Genomic DNA, 22,774 nt, shown 5'->3' with positions numbered 1-22,774 from the left:
GTATGCTCGCGTCCCAGACATTCCTCCCCGCATCGGAGCCGAGTCACCGTGTCCCGAGCCAGCAGTAGAACCACTGCGCCGATCAGTCGCGACGATATCGTCGACGCGGCGATCCGGGTGATCGATCGAGACGGCCCCCGCCCGAGCATGGACGATATCGCCCGGGAGGCGGGTATCACCAAGCCGCGGCTGTATCGGCAGTTCGCGGATAAGGCCGATCTGTACACCGAGATCGCGAATCGGTTCTCGCGCAGCGCCTTCGCCGCCACCGGCGAGGATATGACGCTGATGCTGCAGCCGCCCGGCGCGGCGCTGCGCCGGGTGTTCACCGGCTATGCCGAGGGAATTCTCGCCCACCCCAACATCTTTCGCTTCCTGGCGCTGGCTCCGCTGGCGCGCAGCGGCGAGGGGGCGGTGTTGCAGTTCGATCTGGGGCGCGAGGCCGCTCGCCGGTTCGGCAAGTTGGCCCGCGCGGTCGCCGAGGCCGTGCCGCTGGAGACCGCGGGCATCGACTATCTCGCGCGGGCCGTGGTCGGCGCGGTCGTGGCGATCACCGACCTGTGGCTCGAGACCGCGCCCGCACCGGCCGCCGCGGAATTCGTCGATCAGGCCAGCGAACTGGTCTGGGGGCTGATCGACGGATTCCTGCGCCGCCAGGACATCACCGCCGATGCGCGGACCCCGATCTTCACGACGTTGGCCGAGGTCAATCAGGCGCGCAACCCGTCTTATTGACAGCATGCCAATAGAACTGCACTCTGGTGCCCACGAGATCGGGCAGGAACGAAGGGTGGCGACGATGGCGCGCGCGGCATGGAGCGACGACGAGGTCGAGGCCGTCCGGGAACTGGCGAGGACCTTCTTCGACAAGGAGGTGATCCCGCACGAGGAGCGATTCGCCGCGCAAGGCCACCCCGACCGCGAGCTGTATCGCCGCGCGGGGGAGCTGGGGCTGCTGTGTGCCGCGGTGCCGAGCGAATACGGCGGCGGCGGGGGCAGTTTCGCGCATGAGGCGGCCATCATCGAGGAGCAGGCCTATCTCGGTGACGGCGCGCTGGGCATGCCGGTGCACTCGTCGATCATCGCGCCGTATATCCAGCAGTTCGGCTCCGAGGAGCTCAAGCGCCGAGTGCTGCCGCTGGCCGCGAGCGGGGAGATGGTGCTGTCGATCGGAATGACCGAGCCGGGCACCGGATCGGATCTGCAGAACATCAAGACCCGCGCGGTGCGCGAGGGCAACGAATACGTCATCACCGGCTCGAAGATCTTCATCTCCAACGGCCGGCTGTGCGACGGCATCATCATCGCCGCCAAGACCGATCCTGGTAAGGGCGCGGCCGGGGTCTCGCTGATCTTCGCCGAGATCGCCGACGACACACCGGGTTTCACGCGCGGACGTATCCTGTCCAAGATCGGCGGCAAGGGGCAGGACACCGCTGAGCTGTTCTTCGACGGGTTGCGGGTGCCTGCGGCGAATCTGCTCGGCGAGGCCGAGGGGCAGGGCTTCTATCAGATGATGCAACTGCTCGCGCAGGAGCGGCTGGTCACCGCGGTCATGGCGGTGGCGATGATGGAGAAGGCGGTCGATCTGACCGTCGACTACACCAAGGGCCGCGAGGCATTCGGCAAGCCGTTGTTCGCGATGCAGAACACCCGATTCGAACTGGCCGAATGCGCCACCCTCGCCCGAGTGAGCCGGGTCTTCCTCGACGATGCGATCGTGAAACACCTGCGCGGCGAGCTCGACATTCCGACCGCGGCCATGGCGAAGTACTGGCTGACCGACCAGTTGGGTATCGTGGTGGATCGTTGTCTGCAACTGTTCGGTGGCTATGGATATATGACGGAGTACCCGATCTCCCAGCTGTACACGGGCGCGCGTGTGTTGCGCATCCTGGCAGGCGCCAACGAGGTGATGAAGGATCTCATTGCCCGCTCACTCTGATACGACGACCATGTCCGACGCCGAGGCGACCGCGCGCCGGCGTCGGCTCGAACCCGACGAACGGCGGGCGCAGATACTCGACTGCGCCATCGCCATGTTCGGCGAACGCCCGTACGCGGCGGTGTCCACGGCCGAGCTCGCGCAGCGCGCGGGCGTGGCGCGGGGCCTGATCAACCACTACTTCGGCAATAAGCGCGACCTGTATCTGGCGGTCGTGCGCCGCATGGTGACGCTGCCGCGCCCGGGCCAGATGATCGTGCCGACCGGCACCATCCGCGAACGCGTCGACGCCAGCGTGTCGTGGCTGCTGGACACCATCGGCGAACACGGCAGCACCTGGGTGAAGGTGACCGGCCACGAGGGCGTAGGCGAGGATCCGGAGGTACAGCGCATCCTCGACGCCGCCGACGACGCGGCCGCCGACCGCCTGCTGGAGATGGTCGGCCTCGCCGATTCCGCCCACGGCGACGAACTACGCGCCCTGGTCCGCGCCTACGGCGGCCTGGTGAAAGCCGCGGGGCGCGAATGGATCACCCGCGGCTCCCTCAATCGCGCCCAGGTCCACCACCTGCTCGCCGATATGCTGCTGGCCCTGGTCACCAAGTCCTTTCCGAAGATCGAACGCGGTGCGTAGCGGCTAGGACAGTGCGGCTGTCCGCGCCGGCGGGATCATCCGCTGCGGTGGTCGGGCGGTGCGGGTGGCGACCGGGTAGTACAGCGCCGCGGTGATGAGAATGCCGATGAGCCAGGAGATGTCGGCGCCGCCGAGCAGTGTGGTGATCGGGCCGGTGTAGAGCTTCTGGGCGAGGAACGGGATCTGGGCGAGGATGCCGACGGCGTAGCAGGCCAGGGCGGGCAGGTTCCAGGAGCCGTAGCGGCCGGTCGGGTCGTAGAGGGCGGGGATATCTATGCGCTCGCGCGAGATCAGGTAGTAGTCGATGAGGTTGATCGTGCTCCACGGGGTGAACACCAGCAGCAGCACGAGCACGAAACTCTTGAAGTTGTCGAGGAAGTCGGCGCTGGCGGCCAGCGCGATGAGCATCGAGGCCGCGGTGAAGCCGAGGATGCTCACCGCGCGGGTCGTGCGGGAGACGGTCGTGCGCGGATCGAAGGCGGTCACCGTGGTGAGGATGGACATGAATCCGCCGTAGGCGTTGAGCACGTTGATGGTCAGCTTCCCGACCACGATCACCAGATAGATCAGCGCGGCCACCGCGGCCGGACCGGCGAGCGCGCCGATGAAGCCGACCTGATCGACGGTGAACGCCGTGCCCGCGCAGGCCGCCAGCAGCGCGCCGAAGGTCATCGACCACTGCGAGCCGAGCACGCTGCCGGCGAAGGTGAACCAGAATGTCTTGCGCGCGGAGGTGTTTCGCGGCAGATAGCGCGAGTAGTCGGCGACATACGGTCCGAAGGTCAACTGCCAGCTCGCGCCGAGCGAGATCGCCAGCAGAAAGGTGGCGGCCGCGAAACCGTGTCCGCCCAGATGCGCGCCGACGTCGTAGCGCACGAACAGTCGCACCGCCAGATAGGTGAATCCGAGCACGCCGAGCACGGTCGCGATCCGCCCCACCACGTGAATCAGCCGATACCCCAGCACCGCGACCACACCGGTGAGCGCCCCGAAGACCACGATGCCCACGGCCCGGTTCTCGCTGTGCAGCAACTTCCCGATCGCCTGGCCCGCTAGCACCGTGCCCGTCGCGGCGAAGCCGAGATACATCAGCACCACCAGCACCAGCGGCACGACCGCCCCGCGCACCCCGAATTGCGCTCTGCTGGAGATCATCTGGGGCAGTCCCAGCCGCGGCCCCTGCGCCGAATGCAGCGCCATCACCGCGCCGCCCGCGAGGTTCCCGACCAGCGTGCCCGCGATCGCCCAGATCGCATCGGCGCCGAACACCACCGCCAGCGCGCCGTCGACGATCGCGGTGATCTGCATATTCGCCCCGAACCAGAGCGTGAACTGGTTGACCGGCCGCCCGTGGCGCTCGTCATCGGGAATGACGTCGATGGTGCGACGTTCGGGGGTGAGGGCGGTGGCCTCGGGTCGATCGTGACTCATACGTCGATACAACCAGTCGAACCGAACGCACAGTACGGTTTTCGCGGAGCCGTTCAGACCTTGCGGGCCTTACTCGGCTGGACGCGCGGCGGCTCGTCGGGCATCTTCGGGTATACCGGCGGCCAGGGGGCGTCCATCAGGCCCGAATCCCGGTCGCGCGCGGACATTTCCAGCAGCGGCTCGATCGATTGGGGAGTCCGGTCGGCCCAGGGGTCGCCCCGTTCGGCGACGCGGGCGGGAACCGTGGCCAGGGTCAGCTCATCGGGGATGACGGTGTCGAGTTCGTCCCAGGCGATCGGTGTGGAGACCTGACCGCCGACCTTGGGCCGCACGCACCAGGCGCCGAAAACCGTTCGGTGCGGGGCGTTCTGGTTGTAGTCGACGAAGACGCGGCGGCCGCGTTCCTCCTTCCACCACGCCGCGGTGATGAGGTCGCGATGGCGGCGTTCGAGTTCGCGGGCCAGGGCGACCGAGGCGGTGCGCACCTGATAGCCGTCCCAGCGCGGCTCGAGCAGGACGTAGATGTGCAGCCCGCGCGAGCCGGAGGTCTTCACGCGGGCGTCGATGCCCAGTTCGGTGCACAGGTCGCGGGTCGCGGCCGCGGTCTCGCGCAGATCGTCGAATGTGGTGCCGGGGGACGGATCCAGGTCGATGCGCAGTTCGTCGGTCACCCCGGTCGGGGGCAGGGGTTGTCCGGCCGCGTCGTGGACGACCGGAGCCGTGCTCTGCTCGGCGGCGCCCGCGTGGGTGGGCCAGACGTGAAATCCCAAGCAGCCCAGGTTGACCGCCCACAGGATGTGGGCCAGGTCGGCGGCGACGAGGGCGTCGCTGGTGGTGCCGTTGGGGGTCGACACGACCGTGGTCCGCAGCCAGTCCGGCACCGATGCGGGAACTCGCTTCTGGAACCACGACTTTCCGCCCGCGCCGTCGGGATAGCGTTCCAGCAGAACGGGTCGCTCGCCCATCGTGCGCAGGATCGGCTCGGCCACGGCCTGGTAGTAGCGCACCAGATCGAGCTTGGTCTCACCGTGTTTGGAGAAGTAGACCTTGTCCGGATTGCTGATCGGCACGATCCGGCCGTCGGCCTCGATATCGATCGATGCGCTCATGACCGGGCCCGCTTCGCCTCGGCGAAGATATCGGCCAATTCGGCGGGCGCGACCTCGTCGAGCTGGGCGTAGGTGCAGGATTCGGGGGTGCGGTCGTCGCGGAAGCGGACCAGCCGCCCGCCGTGGCGCAGTCGCCCGGCCATCACATGTTCGTAGCGGATCTCCGCGATCAGTTCCGGTCGCAGCGCCTCCCAGGACAGATCCTTGCCGCCGGTCCAGCGGCTCACCCCGCCGGGCATCTTCCCGTCGGCCTTGGCCTGGGCGGCGGCGTCGGCCCAGTGCCGCCAGGGATGATTGTCCAGGGCGTTCTCGCGTAACGGGGCCAGCTCCTGCACCAGCTCCGTGCGGCGCGCGGCGGTGAAACTGCTCGCGACGCCGACGTGATGGAGGTGGCCCTCGTCGTCGTAGAGCCCCAGCAGCAGCGAGCCGACGCCCTGTCCGTCCTTGTGCCAACGGAATCCGGCCACCACGCAGTCGGCGGTGCGCTCGTGTTTGACCTTGATCATCACCCGCTTGTCCTGCAGATAGGGCAGATCGGTGGCCTTGACCATGACCCCGTCGAAGCCCGCGCCCTCGAAGCGGGTGAACCAGTCCTGCGCGGTATCGGGATCAGACGTCAGTGGGGTCAGATGCAGTCGCGGCACGGAGTTGTCGACGATCGTCTCGAGCAGCCGCCGACGCTGCGCGAAATGCTGCTCGGTCAGGTCCTCATCGCCCAGGGCCAGCAGGTCGAAGGCGACGAAACTGGCCGGGGTCTCCACCGCCAGCTTGTTGACCCGCGAGGCGGCCGGATGCAGCCGCTGCTGCAGCGTGTCGAAGTCCAGGCCGTGGTCGGTGACCACGACGATCTCCCCGTCGATCACGCATCGCCGCGGGAGTGCGGCGCGCAGCGACTCCACCAGTTCGGGGAAGTACCGCGTGAGCGGCCGGTCGTTGCGGGATCCGAGTTCCACCTCGTCGCCGTCGCGGAATACGACGGCGCGGAAGCCGTCCCATTTCGGTTCGTAGTACAGCGCCGGATCGCGCGGCAGTTCCGACGCGGATTTCGCCAGCATCGGTTTCACGGGCGGCATGACGGGCAGGTCCACACGATCCTCCTCGGAAGTCTCATGCATGTGGACGGTGCGAGCGAAGAGAATTCATCGCCCGCACACTGTCAGCCAAGATCGTATGCCTCTTAGTTCTCGAGCCATCCGTGCTGATCCGCGAAATCCGTCAACCGGTCGCGGATCGTGAGAATCTCCCCGGCCGTGAGGGCCGGGCTCGCATCCAGTAGTAACTCGGTGATCAGCCGCTTATGTTCGGTCGGGGTGAGCTGCCCGGATGTGCGGGCGCCGCGATGGCGCGGCGCGGGCTGCCCGCCGACGGCGGTCAGATTCACCGCCTTCGGCCCCCGGTCACCCTCGGTCACCTCGAATTCGAACACCCGACCCTGCCTCAGCTCGTCCTCGTCCAATCCGATGTCGTTCACATGAACGAACACATCGGGGCCACCGTCTTCCGGACGGATGAAACCGAACCCCCGAGAACTGTCGAAGGACACCAATTTCCCGATCGACACCTACACCCGCTCCTCGTCGCCGTCCCTATTCCTGCACTCTATCCACCGTGCTGGTGTTGTGTTCGTTGTTGGGCGAAAGTGCCTTCTGCAGCGAATTGAACACCGTCAGGCCCTGTCCGACCATCCCGTTGACGAGCTCGCCCACGCCGTCGGGACCGTTGAGGACCGTCAGATGGGCGCCCGACAGACCCTTGGCCGCCTGGGCGACGATCTCCGGCAACTGTTCGATCAGCAATTGATCCAGGGCGATGCGGTTGTTGGAGGCCGCGGCATCGGCCTGGATGCGGGTGCGATCGGCCTCGGCCTGCGCGAGGATGCGCACCCGTTCGGCCTCGGCCTGCGCGGGTTTGACCACCTCGGCCTGCAGCTGCTGTTCGCGCAGTTCGGCCTGTTTGCGGGCCTGTACGGCCTGCGCGGAGAGCACCTCCTGCAGCGCGTTGGCCTGCGCGAGCGGACCCGATTGCGCCGCTTCGGCATTGGCCTTGTCGATATCGCGCTGGTACTGCGCGCGCAGAATGGATGTCTCGCGCTGATATTCGGCCTGTCTGCGCTGAGACTCCTGTTCGGCCTTGGCCGATTCCTGCGCGGCCTGGGATTGCGCGATCTTCGCATCGCGCTGCACCGCGGCATTGTGCGGCGCGGCCAACGCCGCGATGTATCCGAGATTGCCGTCATCGATGGACTGGATCTGGAACGAATCCACCCACAGCCCGATACTGCTCATTTCCACCTTCGAGGCCATCAGCACCTCATCGGCGAGCTTCTGGCGTTCGCGGATGATCTCCTCGACCGTCATCGAGCCCACGATCGAGCGCAGATGTCCGGAGAAGATCCGTCCGGTCAGGACGCTCATCTCCCGCTCCTGCTCGGACAGGAACCGTTGCGCCGCATTGACGATCGACGGCGTGTCGTTGGCGACCTTGAATGCGATCACCGCCCGCACATCCAGCTGAATACCCTGTTTGGTGACGCATCGCTCACCGATCTCGGCCTCGGACATCGACAGCGACAGATAGCGGACCTTACGGAACATCGGCACCACGAAGGCGCCGTGCCCGATTATCACCCGAAATGGCGCGTTGTCCTTGGCGCGCCCGCCGCTGACCAGCATGGCCTCGTCGGGATCGGGTACGTGGTACCCCAGCACTGTTGTCTTCCTTGTTATTTCGGTAAATCCCCACCCGGTCCGAAGTCGAGCGGTATCCAGGGAACTACGTCCACGATCCGGCCCGGGTTCACGCCGATCACGAGCACCGCAGTGCCCGCCGCCAGCGGCTGGGTGGATCGCGCGAGGTAGATTTCTGTGCCCCCTCGGATCGCGACCAGAACCTCACCGAGCATGTCTGCGCCTCGGATCGGCGATGTGAGCGTACCGGTCAATCCGTGCACCGGGTCGGTCATCACATCGATCTCCTTGCCCCGCAATGGGAACCGGGTGACCTCTCAGCGTACGCCCGCCGCGGAAATACGGCGCCACCTGGGATCGGATCGAGGATCGCGCGGGCTGTGGAGGGTGAGCGCAGATGGCCGAAGAATGTGCTGGTATATCGCTGGCGCGCCTGGCAGGCTGAACCGGTGACCCAACCTCCGGATAGTCGGGCCGCAGGGCCCGACTCGGCATCGGACGCACTCGATGCCGCCGTTTTCAAGGTGGCCGGTGTGGTCGTCCTCGGGGCGATCATGTCGATCCTGGACATCACCGTTGTCACCATCGCTCTGCCGAAGTTCCAGACCGAATTCCACACCTCCACCGCCGTCGCCGCCTGGTCGATGACCGGTTATACGCTGGCCCTGGCCAGCGTCATCCCCCTGACCGGCTGGGCCGCCGACCGATTCGGCACCAAACGCCTGTACATGATGGCGCTGGTGCTGTTCGTCTTCGGATCGATGCTGTGCGCGACGGCATGGAATATCGAGACGCTCATCGCCTTCCGCGTGATCCAGGGCCTCGGCGGCGGCATGCTGATGCCCCTCGGCATGACGATCATGACCCACGCCGCCGGCCCGCAGCGGATCGGCCGGGTGATGGCCGTGCTCGGCGTGCCGATGCTGCTGGGACCCATCCTCGGCCCGATCCTGGGCGGCTGGCTGATCGGATTCAGCTGGAAGCTGATCTTCCTGATCAACGTGCCGATCGGCATCGTGGCGCTGGTGCTGGCCTTGGTGGTCTTCCCCGCCGACCGGCCGGAGCCGTCGCAGAGCTTCGATCTGCTCGGAATGGTGCTGGCCTCACCCGGGTTGGCGCTGTTCCTGTTCGGCGTGTCCTCGATTCCGGAGAAACATACGGTCATGGCCGCGCGGGTATTGATCCCGGCGGCGCTCGGGCTGGTGTTGATGGTGGCCTTCGTCTTCCACGCGTTGCGCACCGAACATCCGTTGATAGATCTGCATCTGTTCCGCAACCGGTCGCTGACCTTCGCGGTGCTCACCATGTTGCTGTTCGCGGTGGCGTTCTTCGGATCCGGTCTACTGCTGCCGACCTATCTGCAGCAGGTGCGCGGTGAATCGGCGTTGGCGGCCGGATTGCTGCTGGCCCCACAGGGTTTGGGTGCGATGGTCACGATGCCGATCGCGGGACGGCTGGTCGACAAGATCGGTCCGGGCAAGATCGTGCTCACCGGGGTGTCGATCATCGCGGTGGCCCTGCTGTTCTTCACCCGATTGCACAGTGACACGTCCTATGTACTGATCGGCGTGGCGCTGTTCGTGATGGGCCTGGGTATGGGCTGCACCATGATGCCGACCATGACCGCCGCCATCCAGACTCTCACCCACGAGCAGGTGGCGCGCGGGTCGACGCTGATGAACATCGTCAACCAGACGGCCGCCTCGATCGGCACCGCGGTCATCTCGGTGGTGCTGACCAATCAGCTCACCGGCAACAAGCTGATCGGCCTCGCGATCGCCTCACGCAGCCAGCCGGAGATCGCCGCCCAGGTGCCGCCGGATGCGCTCGAGAGCGGATTCTCCGCGGCCGCAGGCGCGTTCGCACACACCTACATCGTCGCGGTGATCCTCGTCGTGGTGACGTTGATCCCGGCGGCATTCCTGCCGCGTACCAAGCCCAAGATCCCCGAGGGCACGGATGCGCCGGTGCTGATGGGGCACTAGCTCGCCGAATCGCGGTACGACGTATCGATGTGTGGGACGTGTCGAAGGTGCGAAGTCCCGCGCAGAGATTCCAGATCCCGGAGGTGTCGCAATCCTCCGGAGCCCGTTTCGACTATGTGGAATTCACGGACTCCGACACCGTGGTGTATCAGACGATCGGTCATCCGTGGGGAATTCAACCCGAATTGGATTTCACGGTCCTGGATGTGGGTAAGGTCCAGTCGCGACTATGCGCCATGGTTCCGGTGATCTCGGAACAACAGTGGCGGCAGTACGTGCACGCGGTTCCCTATAAGAAGGCCTGCGGATGACCGAACACGCCGCCCGCGTCCTGGACGTGGGCGGCGTGCGGGTGCGTACTACGCCACGGGTGTGGTGCCGGTTCTCGGAACCGGTTGCGGTGTGCGGGGTCTCAACAGCACCGCGCCCAGAACCGCTGCGGCGAGGGCGAATCCGCTGCTGATCCAGGAGCCGTAGGACATGGCGCTGGTGAAGGCGGATTTGGCGGCGTCGGCGTAGCCGAGTTGGAATGCGGCGCCGATCGATTCGCGCGCCGCGGCCGGGATGTCGGCGGGCATGTTGCCGGTGAACTGACCGGCGAGGACGCTGCCCAGGACCGCGATGCTGATGGCCATGCCGACCTGCTGGATGGTGTCGTTCATGGCCGAGCCGACGCCCGCATGCTCGAGCGGGATGGCGCTCATGATGGCCGCGTACGCCGCCGGGCCCGTCAGGCCACTGCCCATGCCCATGATCATCATCGAGATCAGCACCCACCCGTAGCTGTCGGCATTGGCGAGTACGGCGAAGGCCGCGGCCATCACGAGCAGGCCCGCGATGATCAGGATCTTGTTGCTCACCGTCTTGCCCAGCGTCGCGCCCAGGCCGTTGCAGATCGTGGAGGCCACCGCGAACGGCAACAGCGCCAGGCCCGCCTTCATGGGGCCGAAGCCGAGCACGAACTGCAGATACTGGGTGAGCATCAGCATCACCGCGCCCATGCCGAACACCATGAGCAGCAACGTCAGACAGGTGCCGGTGAAGTCGCGGCTGCGGAATACGCGCAGGGGCAGCATCGGATGGGCCGAACGCGATTCCCAGAACACGAACGCCGCGCCGGCGATGACCGCGAGCGCGATCACGGGGATGTTCCACTCCCGCTGGATGATGACGTACACGGTCGCGGTCAGGGTCACGATCGACAGCGCCACCCCCACCGGATCCACCGGGCGCTGATCGCCCTTGGTCTCGGGCATCAGGATCACCGCGGCGGCGATCGCGATCACCGCGAAGGGGATGTTGAGCAGGAAGACCGAGCCCCACCAGAAGTGTTCCAGCAGAAAGCCGCCCAGCGTCGGGCCGAGCACGATGCTGACCATGGCCACCGTCGACCAGGCCGCCATGGCCTTGCGGCGCTCGTCCTCGGCGAAGGTGGTCATCATGATCGACAGCGTCGAGGGCATGAGCACCGAACCGCCCACGCCCATGACCGCCCGCGCCGCGATCACCTGCCATGGTTCGGTGGCCAGCACCGCGAACAGCGAGGCCGCGCCGAAGATCGCCACACCGCTGATCAAGGCCAGCCGCCGCCCGAACCGATCGGACAGGCTGCCCGCGGTGAGCAGCAGTCCGGCGAAGACCAGCACATAGGCGTCGAGGATCCACTGGATATCCGACGGGCTCGCATGCAGCTCCCGGATCAGCGACGGGATCGCGAGATTGAGCACGGTGCTGTCGATCCCGATCACCAGCACCGACAGGCACAGGACGCCCAGCACCCACCAGCGCCGGGGATCGCGGTCGATCGTCATCGTCTCGGGACCCCGAGCCCCCATAGTCCCGGCATCTGTAGCCGCCATGGTTCCGGCATCTGTAGCCGCCATGGTTCCGGCATCTGTAGCCCCCTTGGTCCCGGCACGCTCTTCGCCGGGATCTCGTACAGCGTTCGAATTCACTCGCACAGTGTACGATAAACTGGAACAGCGTGCGAGTGAATTAAGGTGACCAGGTGACCAAGCCCTTCTCCTCGGTCTGGCTGCGGCCGCCGCGCCAGCCGAAGACCTCCGGTCTGAGTCGTGAGCAGATCGTGGCCGCGGCGATCGAGCTGCTCGACACCGAGGGCTTGGGCGCGTTGAGCATGCGCAAGCTCGGCGCGAAACTGGGCGCGGGCGCGACGAGTCTGTACTGGTATGTCACCAACAAGGACGAACTGCTGGAGCTGGTGCTCGACGAGATGTGGGGGGAGGTCGACCTACCGGATCCGCCGACCACGCCGTGGCGTGAGGCCGCCGGTGTCCTGGCTTACAACCTGCGCACGACCATGCGCGCCCATCCGTGGATGGTGGAGTTGACCGGGCGCATGGTGAGCCTGGGGCCCAACGTCCTTCGGCTCAACGAACGAATGCGCCGCACGTTCCACGCCGCCGGATTCTCGGGCATGGACGTCTACTTCGCTTCGGGAACGGTGATCAGCTACGTGCTCGGCCAGGTGGTCCCCGAAACCACATTCCAGCGGAGGTCGGACCGTCAACCGGCGGACTTCGATACCGAAGGAGTCATGCGGGCCCTTCGCGACCTCGCCGGCGGCTATCCGGAGTTGGCGTCGGACCTCGAGCAGTATGCCGACACCGATCAGGAGGCCAACCGCGCGATGGCCTTCGACTTCGGATTGGTCTGCGTGCTCGACGGTTTGGCGGCCCGGCTCAGCTCCACTGATCCCGCACGCCCGCGAACTCCTCCGCTGCCGGATCCGCGGTGATCTGATCGTCGTCGGCGTCGTAATCGTAGAGCTCGGCGTAGCGGCCCCAGTCGATGGCGATATCGAGCTGGCGGCGGGCGTCGTCGGGGCCGAAGCCGCGGCGCAGCAGATCCAGGAAGAAGCTCGACCGCAGGCTGCCGTCGGCGCTGCCGGCCAGGCCCTTGCAGATGGTGCGCACCAGCGGTGCGCGGTGACGGGCCTGCTCGGCGAAGATCTTCTTGCTCTCCTGGATATCGGCGGTGGTGAAGCGGGTGCCGGTCTGGGTGAGCGTCACATCGCCGGATTCCACGGTGAGCAGGCCCAGCAGGGCCGCGGCGTCGACCAGTGGCAGTAGATCGTCGATCTCGAAGTTCAATTCGTCGGCGATCTCCGGCAGATCCGCGCGCCCGCCCGAGGCGTAGACCAGCTCCACCAGACCGGCCAGCCCGCCGACCGAGGCGTCGGGCAGCGGCGTCGCGGTCGGGGTCGCCTTATCCGGTTCGGGCATGACGCGTTCGGTGTCTCGGCCGGTGAGCAGGCCGTAGATCTCGTCGACGAGCAGTTCGAAGCCGGGGGCGCGGCGGTCGCGCGGGCGGGGCATGGCCACCGGGATATCGGCGATGATGCGGCCCGGATTCGAGCCGAGCACGACCACCCGGTCGGCCAGCAGCACCGCCTCCTCGATGTTGTGGGTCACGATGCAGATGCATTTGGTGGGGAAATCGGCTGTGCCCCACAGGTTCACCAGTTCGGTGCGCAGGTTCTCCGCGGTCAGCACATCGAGTGCGGAGAACGGTTCGTCCATCAGCAGCAGATCCGGCTCGAGCACCAGCGCGCGGGCGAAGCCGACCCGTTGGCGCATACCGCCGGACAGCTCCTTGGGATAGGCGGTCTCGAATCCGTCCAGGCCGATGAGATCGATCGCGTCGAGCGCGCGGCGGCGGCGCTCGGCGGGGGTGACACCGCGCGCGGCCAGGCCGAGTTCCACATTGTCCTGCACGCTCAGCCACGGCATCAGCGCGAAGGACTGGAACACCAGCGCCGCACCGGGATTCGCGCCGTCGAGGCGGCGGCCACGATAGCGGACCTCCCCGGTGGTCGGCGCGATCAGGCCCGCGATCGTGCGCAGCAGCGTCGACTTGCCCGAACCCGAGCGGCCCAGCAGCGCGACGAATTCCCCGTCGTGCAGGGTCAGATCGATATCGTCGAGTACGCGCAGCGTGTCCCCGGCCGCGCCGTGGAACGATTTGCCCACGCCGTCGACCCGCAGCAGGACCTCGGCCGTATCACCGGTGGCGGTCATGAAAGCTCTCCTGTCACAACGAGTATCGACGTTCGGCCAGGGCATAGAGGCGACGCCAGAAGAACCGGTTGATGCCGACGACGTAGATGCTCATCACCACCACGCCGACCAGGATGCGCGGCCAGTCGCCGGAGCCGGTGGCCTCGGCGATATAGGCGCCCAGGCCCGCCGCGGTGAGGGTGGTGTCCCGGTAGCTCACCACCTCCGAGACGATCGAGGCGTTCCAGGCGCCGCCCGCCGCGGTGATCGCGCCGGTCACGTAGCTGGGGAAGATGGCCGGGAGAATCAGCTTGCGCCACCACAATCCGCGCGGCAGCCGCAGATTCGCCGCGGCCTCGCGCAGATCGTTGGGCACCGCGCTGGCCCCGGCGATCACATTGAACAGGATGTACCACTGCGCGCCCAGGGCCATCAGCAGTGTCCCGGCCCAGTTGAGGCTCGCGCCCGTGGCCACCAGCGCCGCGGTCACCAGGGGGAACAGGAAGTTGGCGGGGAAGCTGGCCGCCACCTGCACGATCGGCTGCGCGAAGCGGGACACCCTGGGGTTCAACCCGATCCACACCCCGATCGGCACCCAGATCACGCTGGCCAGCACCAGCAGCACCACCACCCGCACGAGGGTGAGCGCGCCGAGTCCGAACGCATGCGCCACCTCACCGAAGCCGACGGTGTCGTCGATATAGGTGACCACGTGATAGCAGCCCCATGCGATGAGCACGGTGACCACCAGCCCGAAGACGATATCGCCCGCCCGCCGTCGCCGCAGGGGCACATGCAGCGGATGTTCGGCCAGCCCGAACACCCGCATGGCGCGATCGATCGGAAATACCAACGGCCCCAGCACCTTTCCGAACAGTTCGGGAATGTGCGAGCGGCGCAGCAGATCCAGGGTGATACTGCGCGGGGCCTGGGCGGGTTCGGAGTCCTCGAAGCGGAACCGCTCGGCGAAGGCGGTCAGCGGCCGCCAGAACACGACGTTCACCGCGATCACCATGACGATCATGACGGCGATGGCGATGAGCACCCTGCCGGTGGCGCCCTGTTCGGACGCGGCGGCGACATAGGAGCCGATGCCCGGCAGCACGTACTTGTGGTTGTTCACGCTGATCGCCTCGGAGGCGACCAGGAAGAACCAGCCGCCGCCGAAACTCATCATCGCGTTCCACACCAGCGGGACCATGCCGGTGGGCACGTCCACCCGCCAGAACCGTTGCCAGCGCGACAGTCTCAGGTTGCGGGCGGCCTCGTCGATCTCGTGCGGCTGCGAGACCAGGCTGTGATAAAAGGCGAAGGTCATATTCCAGGCCTGCGAGGTGAAGATCGCGAAGATCGACGCGAACTCCAGGCCGAGCTGCGATCCCGGGGCGAGTGCGATGAACGCGGTCACCGTCACCGACAGGAAGCCCAGGATCGGCACCGATTGCAGGATGTCGAGCATCGGCAGCAGCACCGTGCGGGCGCGCCGCATGCGGGCCGCGGCGGTGGCGTAGCCGAAGGTGAACAGGATCGACAGGCCCAGCGCGATGAACATGCGCAGCAGCGAGCGGGCGGCATAGTAGGGCAGTTCGGTGGCGTCGGTGGAGACCACGGCGGTCGTCTCGCCCTCGCGGAAGGGCACATTCAGCCCGGCCGAGAGGCGCACGATCACCCAGATCAGCACGGCCGCGCCGAGGAACACCACCACATCGGCGAGCCGCGAGCGCGGCCGGTCGAGGGTCCCGCGGGCGGGATAGGAACGCAACGCCGACATCAGTGCTCCGCTCCGGCGGGCTGCGGGATGTTCCAACCGACGCTGGTCACCGACGGCTCGAGGCTCAGGCGGCTGACCGCGGATTCCATCTGGCGGTCGTCGCGATGATCGCCGACCAGTTCCGCGCGCACCTCGACGAGACCCGTGGCATCCTCGCGGTTGCGACTCGAGATCGAGACGAGCCGAAAGTCCGTGCGGGTCAGGGCCTGTACCAGCAGCGCGCGCACATGCGCCTCACCAGCGTCGTCGGTGACCGCGGTGAACACATAGGCCGTGGACTGCTCCTTGCCGGCGTCCGGGGCGCGGTCCACCGCGCGCCCGGCCCAGCGCAGCGCGATATTCACCGCGACAATGACCACCGTGCCCGCGAGCGCGGTGCTGAACATGCCCGCACCCGCCAGCGATCCGACCGCGGCCGAACACCACAGCGTCGCCGCGGTATTGAGCCCGCGCACGGTGAAGCCCTCGCGCATGATCACACCCGCGCCGAGAAAGCCGATGCCCGAGACGATCTGGGCCGCGACCCGGGTCGGATCGGCGTCGGCGCCGTGGAAGCCGTGCACCGAGAGCAAGACGAACAATGTCGCACCGGCCGACACCAGCGTATTGGTGCGCAGACCGGCCATCCGCGCGCGATACTGCCGTTCCAGGCCGATCATCGCGCCGCAGCCGACTCCGGCCCCGAGCCGTAGCAACATCTCCACAGTTGTCATGGGACCCTTCCGGATTTGGCGGCGACCCGCGCCGCGCAGGCTACCGGACGGGGGTGGGAAATCCGTGGCGCGCGCGGGGGTCGTCGAGTGAACAGTTGGCAAATCGATACGGACAAATGCCATCAGGCATGCCAACCACCTCCTTCGGGCGCGAACACAAGGGGAATGTACCCGAGGATCAATCGCGGTACATGGCGCGATAGGCGGTGATGACCGCGACGAGATGGTCGGCGACCTGTTCGCGGGTCACCCGCAGCGATCCGTTCAGCCAGGCCGAGAACATGCCCGCATTGCCCGAGGCCATGGTGACCGCGGCGAGGCGGCGTCGTTCGGGATCGGCGATATGGGTGAACAGATGGTCCTGGATGAGCCGGGTGAACGCGGGCATGACGGCGATCGTGGTCTGGCCCAGGCCGGTGCTGGAATACGGTTCGACCAGGAACAGCCGCGATCTGCGCGGATCCTCGAGCACCTTGTCGACCAGCACCCGGGCCAGTTCGCGATCGCGGGCCGGATCGTCGGTGGCGGCGAAGGCGGTCATCGGCGCGAGGAATTCGTCGGCCACCTGCCGGTAGAGGATGTCGAGGAGCTGGTCGCGGCTGGTGAAGCTCTCGTAGAAGTATCGGTCGGTGAGCCCGGCCGTGCGGCAGACCGCCCGCATCGTGACCGCACCCGCGCCCGCCTCACCGATCAGATCCAGCGCGGCGTCCAGCAGCGCCGCCCGCCGCGCCTCGCGGCGCTCGGTGAGCGTGGTGCCGCCCCAGATGCGGGGTTCACCGCCGGCGGAGTCCTGACCTGTGGGCACGGGCCAACACTAATGCCCGTGGCCGCCGCGGCCGCGAGTACCCGCTGTCCGGTCCCGGGCCGTGGCTCGCGCGGTCGAGGCGAACCGATCATGGACCGGGTGCCGGGTGCCCGCGCGAATCCGCCTGCCCTGAGCCGGATCTGGTGAGTGAGCCGCCGATTACCCACCCTGCTCGCCGCGGCTCGGTAGCGTGGAGATATGGGTGTTATCGGTGAACTGTTCCCCGGCGGAAAGCTCGAGGACGAAGGCGGCGGAGACAGCGACGGGCAGACCCACCGCCCGCGGCTGGATCTGGATCTCGACGCGGGGGTGATCCGATTGAGCAGGCCGACCCCGCCGGACGAGGCGGGGGATCAGCCCAGGATCTCGTCGACGTAGCACCAGCGCCACTTCTCGCCCGGTTCGACGCTGCGCATCACCGCGTGGTGCGTGCCGCGGTAATGGCCGGTGGCGTGGTTGCCGACCGAGGAGTCGCAGCAGGCGACGTGACCGCAGGCCAGGCACATGCGCAAATGGACCCAGGTCAGGCCCTCGGCCACGCATTCGGCGCAGGAGTCGGGCAGTTGGGTCAGGGCGATCTTCGGGGCGTCGCGCAGATGTTCACAGCCCGAGCCGCCCGGTGCCAGCAGCGGTTCGCCGGCCTCGTCGTCGGCCGCCACGACGCGGTCGACGGTGGACTCCTCGATATCGAGGGTGGTCATCACGTGTTCGAGCACCTCATGGTCGAGGGTGCCGGAATCGCGTGCGCGCAACAGGGTTTCGCGTTCGGCGCGCAGCATCACCAGCCGCAGCCGCCGGTATTCGCCGCTGGGGGTGATGCGTACCGATTCGGCGCGGCCCAGCTGTTCCCATGCGGTGTTGGCGCGCCGGGCGACCCGATCGCGCAGGGCGGAGACGACCTCCGGCGGTGTCTCCGGGGCGATCTCGGCCTCGAGGGCGGCCAGGCCCGCGGCCGTGGCCTGCTGTAACAGATTCGCCTCCTGCAGCGCGTCCTCGGCGCGGCTGGGACCGCGCAGGCGCAGCAGCCGGATCAGCCACGGCAGCGAAAAGCCTTGGAGCAGCAGCGTTCCGCCGACGACGACCAGCGCCAGCAGTTTCAGGGTCGCCAATTGCGGTGTGTCCGAAGGTAACAGCAGCGCAGCGGCCAGGGTGACCACCCCGCGCATACCCGCCCACGACACCACCGCCGGACCGGTCCACACCGGTTTCGCCACGCCGCGCGGGCGGCTCTCCACGTACCAGGCGAAGTAGATGGCCGGATACACCCAGATCGGGCGCACCACGACGACGGTGAGCAGTACCGCGGCACAGGTCAGCAGCAGGGTGGTGTGGCCGATGCCGCCCGCCCACGCCTCCTCGAGGATGTGGCGCACCTCGAGGCCCATGAGCAGGAAAACCGCGTTCTCCAGGATGAATTGGATGGTGCGCCAATTGGTGCGGTCGGCGATGCGCGAGGCCGCGCTCTGCCACACCGGCGCGCCCTGACCGAGGATCAGGCCGCACACCACCACCGCGATGACGCCCGAGGCATGTGCGGCCTCGGCGGGCAGATACGCCGCGAACGGGGCGAGCAGCGACACGCTGGTGTCCAGCACGGGATCGGTGATGCGCCGCCGCAGCACGACCAGCACCCCGGCCGTCACGATGCCGATCGCCGCGCCGCCGATCGTGGCGATCGCGAAATCCGCGCCCGCGCGCCAGATGCTGAACGCCCCGGTCATGGCGACGATGGCGGTCCGCACCGTGACCAGCGCGGTCGCGTCGTTGAACAGTGCCTCGCCCTCGAGCAGCGTCACGATGCGCCGCGGCATGCCGACCCGCCGCGCGATCGAACTGGCGGCGACCGCATCCGGCGGCGATACCACCGCGCCGATCGCGACGGCCGCCGCGAACGGCACGTCCAGCAGCTTCCACACCACCACCGCCACCGCGAACGTCGTGAACAGCACCAACCCGACCGACAGCAGCGCGATCGACAGCTTCTTGGGCCGGAACTCCACCAGCGAGGTGCTGATGGCCGCGGTGTAGACCAGCGGCGGCAGCAGGCCCAGCATCACGATCTCGGGATTGACCTCGACGCGGGGCACGAACGGCAGATAGGAGGCCGCGATCCCGGCCAGCGTCAGAAACAGCGGTTCGGCCACCCCCAGCCGCCGGGCGAGCGCGGCCAACCCGATCGCCGCGGCGACCAGCACCACCAGACCGAACGCGATATGCACCTCGTCATAGTGCCAGTTCGGATGGTGACCAGGGCAATTGGATCGATTCTGGTCATAAGGGGTGCGAGGGTGGATTGATTGCTGCGCGGGCCCGGTTCCCGTCGATAAGATCGCCCCATGCCCGCCAATCTCCCCGAACTCGAGACCCGCGTCGCAGCGCTGGAAGCCGATCGCGTGGACAACAAAGCAGTGCTGCAGGCCCTCCACGCATTGAACCGCCGGTTCGACGATGTCGACAGTCGGTTCGACGATATCGACAGTCGGTTCGATGCCGTCGACCGCCGGTTCGACGACCATGACCGCCGGTTCGACGATATCGATCGTCGGCTCGAAGCGCATGATCGCCGCTTCGACGAGCATGATCGCCGGTTCGATGATGTCGATCGTCGGCTCGATGGGCACGATCAACGACACCGGCTGATGTTGGGTGTCGTCAACGTCCTGAGTCTGCAGACCCGGGAGCGGTTCGATGTGGCGGACGCGAAGATCGACCGAGTCGAGAGCCGGCTCGAGAAGAAGATCGACGATGTCGAGCAGAGGCTCACCAGCAAACTCGATGACACCAACGCTCGAGTGCGCACCATCGAGGAGAACATGGCCGAGATGAAGGATCTGCTCGTTCGCGCTCTCGGGAAACGGTGATCGCGACGACGCACGCATACTGGTTGCCGTGAGCGCGTTTCGGGAAGGGTTCTCATCCGGGCCGGTCGGTGCCGTCTCCGGGCCGATCGGGTTGCCCAAGCCGCGGCGCACCGAGCTGGTGTTGTGCGTGGCGGCGGTGGCGCTGGTGAGTGTGGCGGGATTGGCCATGGCCGCGGCGACCGGCGGAGGTGACGGGAGTGCGTTGCAGTGGGCGCTGGCGGTGTTCGCGGGGCTGTCGCTGCTGGCGCATCTGACGGTGCGGGTGCTCGCGCCGAAGGCCGATCCGGTGATTCTGCCGTGTGTGATCGTGCTCAACGGGCTGGGGCTGGTGCTCATCGACCGGCTCGACCGGGCCGAGGCGGCCAGCGCCGCGGCGTTCGGGAAACCCGCGCCCTCCTCGGACGCGGCGCACCAATTGATCTGGACCGCAGCGGGAATCGCGTTGTTCGCGCTGTTGCTGGCGCTGGTGCGCAATCACGGCCAGCCCGCGCGCTACGGCTACACGTGTGGGCTGGCGGGTCTCGTGGCGCTGCTCCTCCCGGCCGTGCTGCCCTCGCGGTTCAGTGAGGTCAACGGCGGTAAGAGCTGGATCCTGTTCCACGGCTTCTCGATTCAGCCCGGTGAGTTCGCCAAGGTGCTGCTGCTGATCTTCATCGCCGCGTTCCTGGTCGACAATCGCGATCTGTTCGGCACGGCCGGGACGCAGTTCCTCGGCTTCACCGTGCCGCGGCTGCGGGATCTGGGTCCGCTGTTGCTGGTGACGTTCGTATCGGTGCTGGTGCTGGTGTACGAGAAGAACCTCGGCTTCTCGCTGCTGGTGTTCGGGACCGTGCTGGCGATGGTCTATATCGCGACCCGGCGGGCCTCGTGGCTGCTGATCGGGATCGCCATGTTCGCGGTCGGCGCGGTGATCGCCTACAACCTGTTCGGGCATGTGCGGGTGCGGGTGCACGTCTGGCAGGACCCGTTCGCGACCTACTACACCAATGGATATCAGATCGCGCAGGGACTGTTCGGGCTGGGCACCGGCGGTCTGTGGGGCGCCGGGCTGGGCGGCGGACGACCGCAGGAGGTGCCCTTCGCCAAGACCGACTTCATCATCGCCACGATCGGCGAGGAGATGGGTCTGTTCGGCCTGACCGCGATCATCCTGCTGTTCACCGTGATCACCGTGCGCGGTTTCACCGCGGCCCTGGCCACCCGTGACGCCTTCGGCAAACTGCTCGGCGGCGGGCTGGCGTTCTCGCTGGGCTGGCAGCTGTTCGTCGTGGTCGGCGGGGTGACGAAACTGATTCCGCTGACCGGCCTCACGACACCGTTCATGTCCTACGGTGGCTCCTCACTGCTGGCCAACTACGTGATCATCGCCCTGCTCATCAGAATCTCCCACGACGCCCGCTCCGTCGCCGCCCCCGCCGCACCGCGGGCTGCTCCTATTGCCGAGGCGATGACCGAACATATCCGCCAGCCCGGCCCGCCACGCCGGGCCCGATAGCGAATTCAGCTCCCGCCGGAGTCCGCGGCGGTCACGAGCAGATCGGTGAGCTGGGCGATGATCGCGTCGCGATGGTCGTCGAACTCCGGGCTGGTCAGTCCGGACTGGGGGAGACCCTCGAGAATCGGGACATGGATATGGCCGCCGGGCAGGACGGCGCCCGCCACATCGCGTAAGAGTGTTGCGCGATAGGCGATCTCGTTGGACAGGTAACTTCCGCCGCCACCCGCCCGCGCGATCGACCCCGGGGGTGGCCCGTCGGGCACGGAGATGCTCGGCAGCGCGGGGAGGCCGCAGGTCGTGATCACGGGCAGGGCGGGGAACAGGGGCGGTGCGATGGCCACCTCGGTGCGCACCCGGATCGGGAAAGGCCCGGGCGTGGCCGCCATCTCCGACAGCGGCAAGGTCGATCGAGTCCATTGCGGCGCCGCGCCCGCGGCCGCGGTGTGGGGAGTCTGTCCGAGATAGCAGGCGGATTCGTTATCGGACTTTCCGCCGCGCCATGCGCCGTTGGTCTGCTCGAGGTCGAATTCGCCCGGGCTGCCCACACTCACGGTGGCGAACAGATCCACTCGGCCGACGTCGCCGGTCAATAACGGCCGCAGCGTCCGTTCGACGACTCCCTCGCCGAAGTCGCGCCAGCGGACCGGGAACAGGGCAGCGGCGAATTCGGTACGGCCGTGGGCGGTTTCGATGGTCGTGCCATCCAACGCCAGAGCGGCCGCGCCCGAGGGATTGCCGTGCCTGATGTCCGAGTCCAAGGTGAAGGGGTCGAAGCCGGTGATCAGGATGTGCCGGGTGGTCGAATGGGTCGTGGCGAAGGTCAGGGCGTCCTGGCCGCGACCGATTCGGTCGATGGCCGCGACGATCTCGGCGCGTTGGCGTGCCGGTAACGCGAACGACGGCCGCCATTGCCGCACCGATGCCACCTCGGCCAGCCGAGCCCAGTACAGCGGCCGATCGTCGCTGGCGGACAAGGAGCCGGGCGGCTCCTTGCCCTGGGCGCGGTCCACCGCGTGGCGCCACAGCCGTCTCGCATCGGTGCCGGCCGAGGCGAGTGCCGACGAATAGTTCGGCGCCGCACAGAGATCCGAGACGAACGACCGCACCAGATCGGCGAAGCCACCGCCCTCGATCAACTCCGCCGGTTCCGGCCTGCTCAATCGCATTTCCTCCGGGCCGAGCGGCAGTGCCGGATCGATGCATTCGGCGGGCGGAGTCGATACCACCGCACCGGTCGGCTCGGCCGCGGCGGGGCCGCCCAGGACGACCATCGCGATCAGCGGTACGAACATGGCCGACAATCTCATCCGGATGAC

The 22,774-nt window shown here is 67.4% G+C and carries 22 protein-coding genes; 9 read left to right on the top strand and 13 right to left on the bottom strand.

The annotated features are described in order from the left end of the window. Positions 1-48: 48 nt before the first annotated feature. The 3 genes from ACIA76_RS04085 (at position 49) to ACIA76_RS04075 (ending at position 2,579) form a co-directional block, all read left to right on the top strand. Positions 49-735: a TetR/AcrR family transcriptional regulator gene (locus tag ACIA76_RS04085; RefSeq protein WP_397148242.1), complete on the top strand. Its 687-nt coding sequence runs from the start codon at positions 49-51 to the stop codon at positions 733-735. Positions 736-799: 64 nt separating this feature from the next. Beyond that, the gene (locus ACIA76_RS04080) at positions 800-1,945 is read left to right on the top strand and encodes an acyl-CoA dehydrogenase family protein (RefSeq protein WP_397148240.1); all 1,146 of its coding nucleotides are present in this window, start codon (positions 800-802) and stop codon (positions 1,943-1,945) included. A 10-nt stretch (positions 1,946-1,955) separates the two neighbouring features. Then, positions 1,956-2,579, top strand: a complete 624-nt coding sequence (locus ACIA76_RS04075; protein WP_397148238.1) for a TetR/AcrR family transcriptional regulator — start codon at positions 1,956-1,958, stop codon at positions 2,577-2,579. Positions 2,580-2,582: 3 nt separating this feature from the next. On the opposite strand, the gene ACIA76_RS04070 is transcribed toward ACIA76_RS04075, so the two are convergent. The 6 genes from ACIA76_RS04070 to ACIA76_RS04045 all read right to left on the bottom strand — a co-directional run bounded on the left by ACIA76_RS04070 (position 2,583) and on the right by ACIA76_RS04045 (position 8,081). Further along, positions 2,583-4,010 (bottom strand): purine-cytosine permease family protein, encoded by a 1,428-nt coding sequence (locus ACIA76_RS04070; RefSeq protein ID WP_397148236.1) that lies wholly within the window; start codon positions 4,008-4,010, stop codon positions 2,583-2,585. A 53-nt stretch (positions 4,011-4,063) separates the two neighbouring features. Continuing rightward, the gene (locus ACIA76_RS04065) at positions 4,064-5,119 is read right to left on the bottom strand and encodes a DNA polymerase domain-containing protein (protein WP_397148234.1); all 1,056 of its coding nucleotides are present in this window, start codon (positions 5,117-5,119) and stop codon (positions 4,064-4,066) included. After that, positions 5,116-6,207, bottom strand: a complete 1,092-nt coding sequence (locus ACIA76_RS04060) for an ATP-dependent DNA ligase (RefSeq protein ID WP_397148232.1) — start codon at positions 6,205-6,207, stop codon at positions 5,116-5,118. Before ACIA76_RS04060 ends, ACIA76_RS04065 begins: the two co-directional genes overlap by 4 nt. An 89-nt stretch (positions 6,208-6,296) precedes the next feature. Continuing rightward, positions 6,297-6,662 carry a cold-shock protein gene (locus tag ACIA76_RS04055; protein WP_397149379.1) on the bottom strand — a complete coding sequence of 122 codons (366 nt, stop codon included), beginning with the start codon at positions 6,660-6,662 and terminating at the stop codon, positions 6,297-6,299. A 43-nt stretch (positions 6,663-6,705) separates the two neighbouring features. Next, the gene (locus ACIA76_RS04050; protein ID WP_397148230.1) at positions 6,706-7,827 is read right to left on the bottom strand and encodes a flotillin family protein; all 1,122 of its coding nucleotides are present in this window, start codon (positions 7,825-7,827) and stop codon (positions 6,706-6,708) included. A gap of 14 nt (positions 7,828-7,841) precedes the next feature. Further along, on the bottom strand, positions 7,842-8,081 hold the full coding sequence (locus ACIA76_RS04045) for a hypothetical protein (protein ID WP_397148228.1): 240 nt from the start codon (positions 8,079-8,081) through the stop codon (positions 7,842-7,844). A gap of 174 nt (positions 8,082-8,255) precedes the next feature. Here ACIA76_RS04045 and ACIA76_RS04040 point away from each other — a divergent pair, with 174 nt between their 5' ends. Beyond that, on the top strand, positions 8,256-9,791 hold the full coding sequence (locus tag ACIA76_RS04040) for a DHA2 family efflux MFS transporter permease subunit (protein WP_397148226.1): 1,536 nt from the start codon (positions 8,256-8,258) through the stop codon (positions 9,789-9,791). Between the two features lie 38 nt (positions 9,792-9,829). Further along, positions 9,830-10,102: a hypothetical protein gene (locus ACIA76_RS04035; RefSeq protein WP_397148224.1), complete on the top strand. Its 273-nt coding sequence runs from the start codon at positions 9,830-9,832 to the stop codon at positions 10,100-10,102. 48 nt (positions 10,103-10,150) lie between these two features. Here the strand turns inward: ACIA76_RS04035 and ACIA76_RS04030 are convergent, their stop codons facing one another. After that, the gene (locus ACIA76_RS04030) at positions 10,151-11,602 is read right to left on the bottom strand and encodes an MFS transporter (protein ID WP_397148222.1); all 1,452 of its coding nucleotides are present in this window, start codon (positions 11,600-11,602) and stop codon (positions 10,151-10,153) included. A gap of 197 nt (positions 11,603-11,799) precedes the next feature. On the opposite strand from ACIA76_RS04030, the gene ACIA76_RS04025 reads away from it, so the two are divergent. Further along, complete coding sequence (locus ACIA76_RS04025) at positions 11,800-12,549, top strand: TetR/AcrR family transcriptional regulator (RefSeq protein ID WP_397148220.1); 750 nt, start codon at positions 11,800-11,802, stop codon at positions 12,547-12,549. Here the strand turns inward: ACIA76_RS04025 and ACIA76_RS04020 are convergent. From ACIA76_RS04020 to ACIA76_RS04005, 4 genes are all read right to left on the bottom strand, one after another. Beyond that, positions 12,494-13,831, bottom strand: coding sequence for a nitrate/sulfonate/bicarbonate ABC transporter ATP-binding protein (locus ACIA76_RS04020; protein ID WP_397148218.1), 1,338 nt, complete (start codon positions 13,829-13,831; stop codon positions 12,494-12,496). The two genes, ACIA76_RS04025 and ACIA76_RS04020, sit on opposite strands and share 56 nt — an antisense overlap. A 13-nt stretch (positions 13,832-13,844) precedes the next feature. Further along, positions 13,845-15,581, bottom strand: a complete 1,737-nt coding sequence (locus tag ACIA76_RS04015; protein WP_397148216.1) for an ABC transporter permease — start codon at positions 15,579-15,581, stop codon at positions 13,845-13,847. After that, complete coding sequence (locus tag ACIA76_RS04010) at positions 15,581-16,294, bottom strand: MgtC/SapB family protein (protein ID WP_397148214.1); 714 nt, start codon at positions 16,292-16,294, stop codon at positions 15,581-15,583. The genes ACIA76_RS04015 and ACIA76_RS04010 overlap by 1 nt, the downstream gene beginning before the upstream one ends. A 178-nt stretch (positions 16,295-16,472) precedes the next feature. Continuing rightward, positions 16,473-17,099: a TetR/AcrR family transcriptional regulator gene (locus tag ACIA76_RS04005; RefSeq protein WP_397148212.1), complete on the bottom strand. Its 627-nt coding sequence runs from the start codon at positions 17,097-17,099 to the stop codon at positions 16,473-16,475. Between the two features lie 198 nt (positions 17,100-17,297). Between ACIA76_RS04005 and ACIA76_RS04000 the strand changes: the two genes are divergently transcribed. Further along, entirely contained in the window at positions 17,298-17,477 is a 180-nt protein-coding gene (locus tag ACIA76_RS04000) for a hypothetical protein (RefSeq protein ID WP_397148210.1), read from the top strand. On the opposite strand, the gene ACIA76_RS03995 is transcribed toward ACIA76_RS04000, so the two are convergent. Further along, positions 17,453-19,318: a Na+/H+ antiporter gene (locus tag ACIA76_RS03995; RefSeq protein ID WP_397148208.1), complete on the bottom strand. Its 1,866-nt coding sequence runs from the start codon at positions 19,316-19,318 to the stop codon at positions 17,453-17,455. The two genes, ACIA76_RS04000 and ACIA76_RS03995, sit on opposite strands and share 25 nt — an antisense overlap. 420 nt (positions 19,319-19,738) lie before the next feature. Here ACIA76_RS03995 and ACIA76_RS03990 point away from each other — a divergent pair, with 420 nt between their 5' ends. Both ACIA76_RS03990 and ACIA76_RS03985 read left to right on the top strand, forming a co-directional pair. Beyond that, entirely contained in the window at positions 19,739-19,960 is a 222-nt protein-coding gene (locus ACIA76_RS03990) for a hypothetical protein (RefSeq protein ID WP_397149377.1), read from the top strand. A gap of 28 nt (positions 19,961-19,988) precedes the next feature. Beyond that, complete coding sequence (locus ACIA76_RS03985) at positions 19,989-21,455, top strand: FtsW/RodA/SpoVE family cell cycle protein (protein WP_397148206.1); 1,467 nt, start codon at positions 19,989-19,991, stop codon at positions 21,453-21,455. Between the two features lie 5 nt (positions 21,456-21,460). Here the strand turns inward: ACIA76_RS03985 and ACIA76_RS03980 are convergent, their stop codons facing one another. After that, positions 21,461-22,765: a hypothetical protein gene (locus ACIA76_RS03980; RefSeq protein ID WP_397148204.1), complete on the bottom strand. Its 1,305-nt coding sequence runs from the start codon at positions 22,763-22,765 to the stop codon at positions 21,461-21,463. Positions 22,766-22,774 lie beyond the last annotated feature (9 nt).

Origin of the sequence: Nocardia sp. NPDC051570 (genome assembly GCF_044454005.1) — a bacterium.
In the GTDB taxonomy this organism is placed as follows: Bacteria; Actinomycetota; Actinomycetes; order Mycobacteriales; family Mycobacteriaceae; genus Nocardia.
Note: the sequence above shows the minus strand (reverse complement) of the source record. Positions and strands in the feature narration are given on the sequence as shown.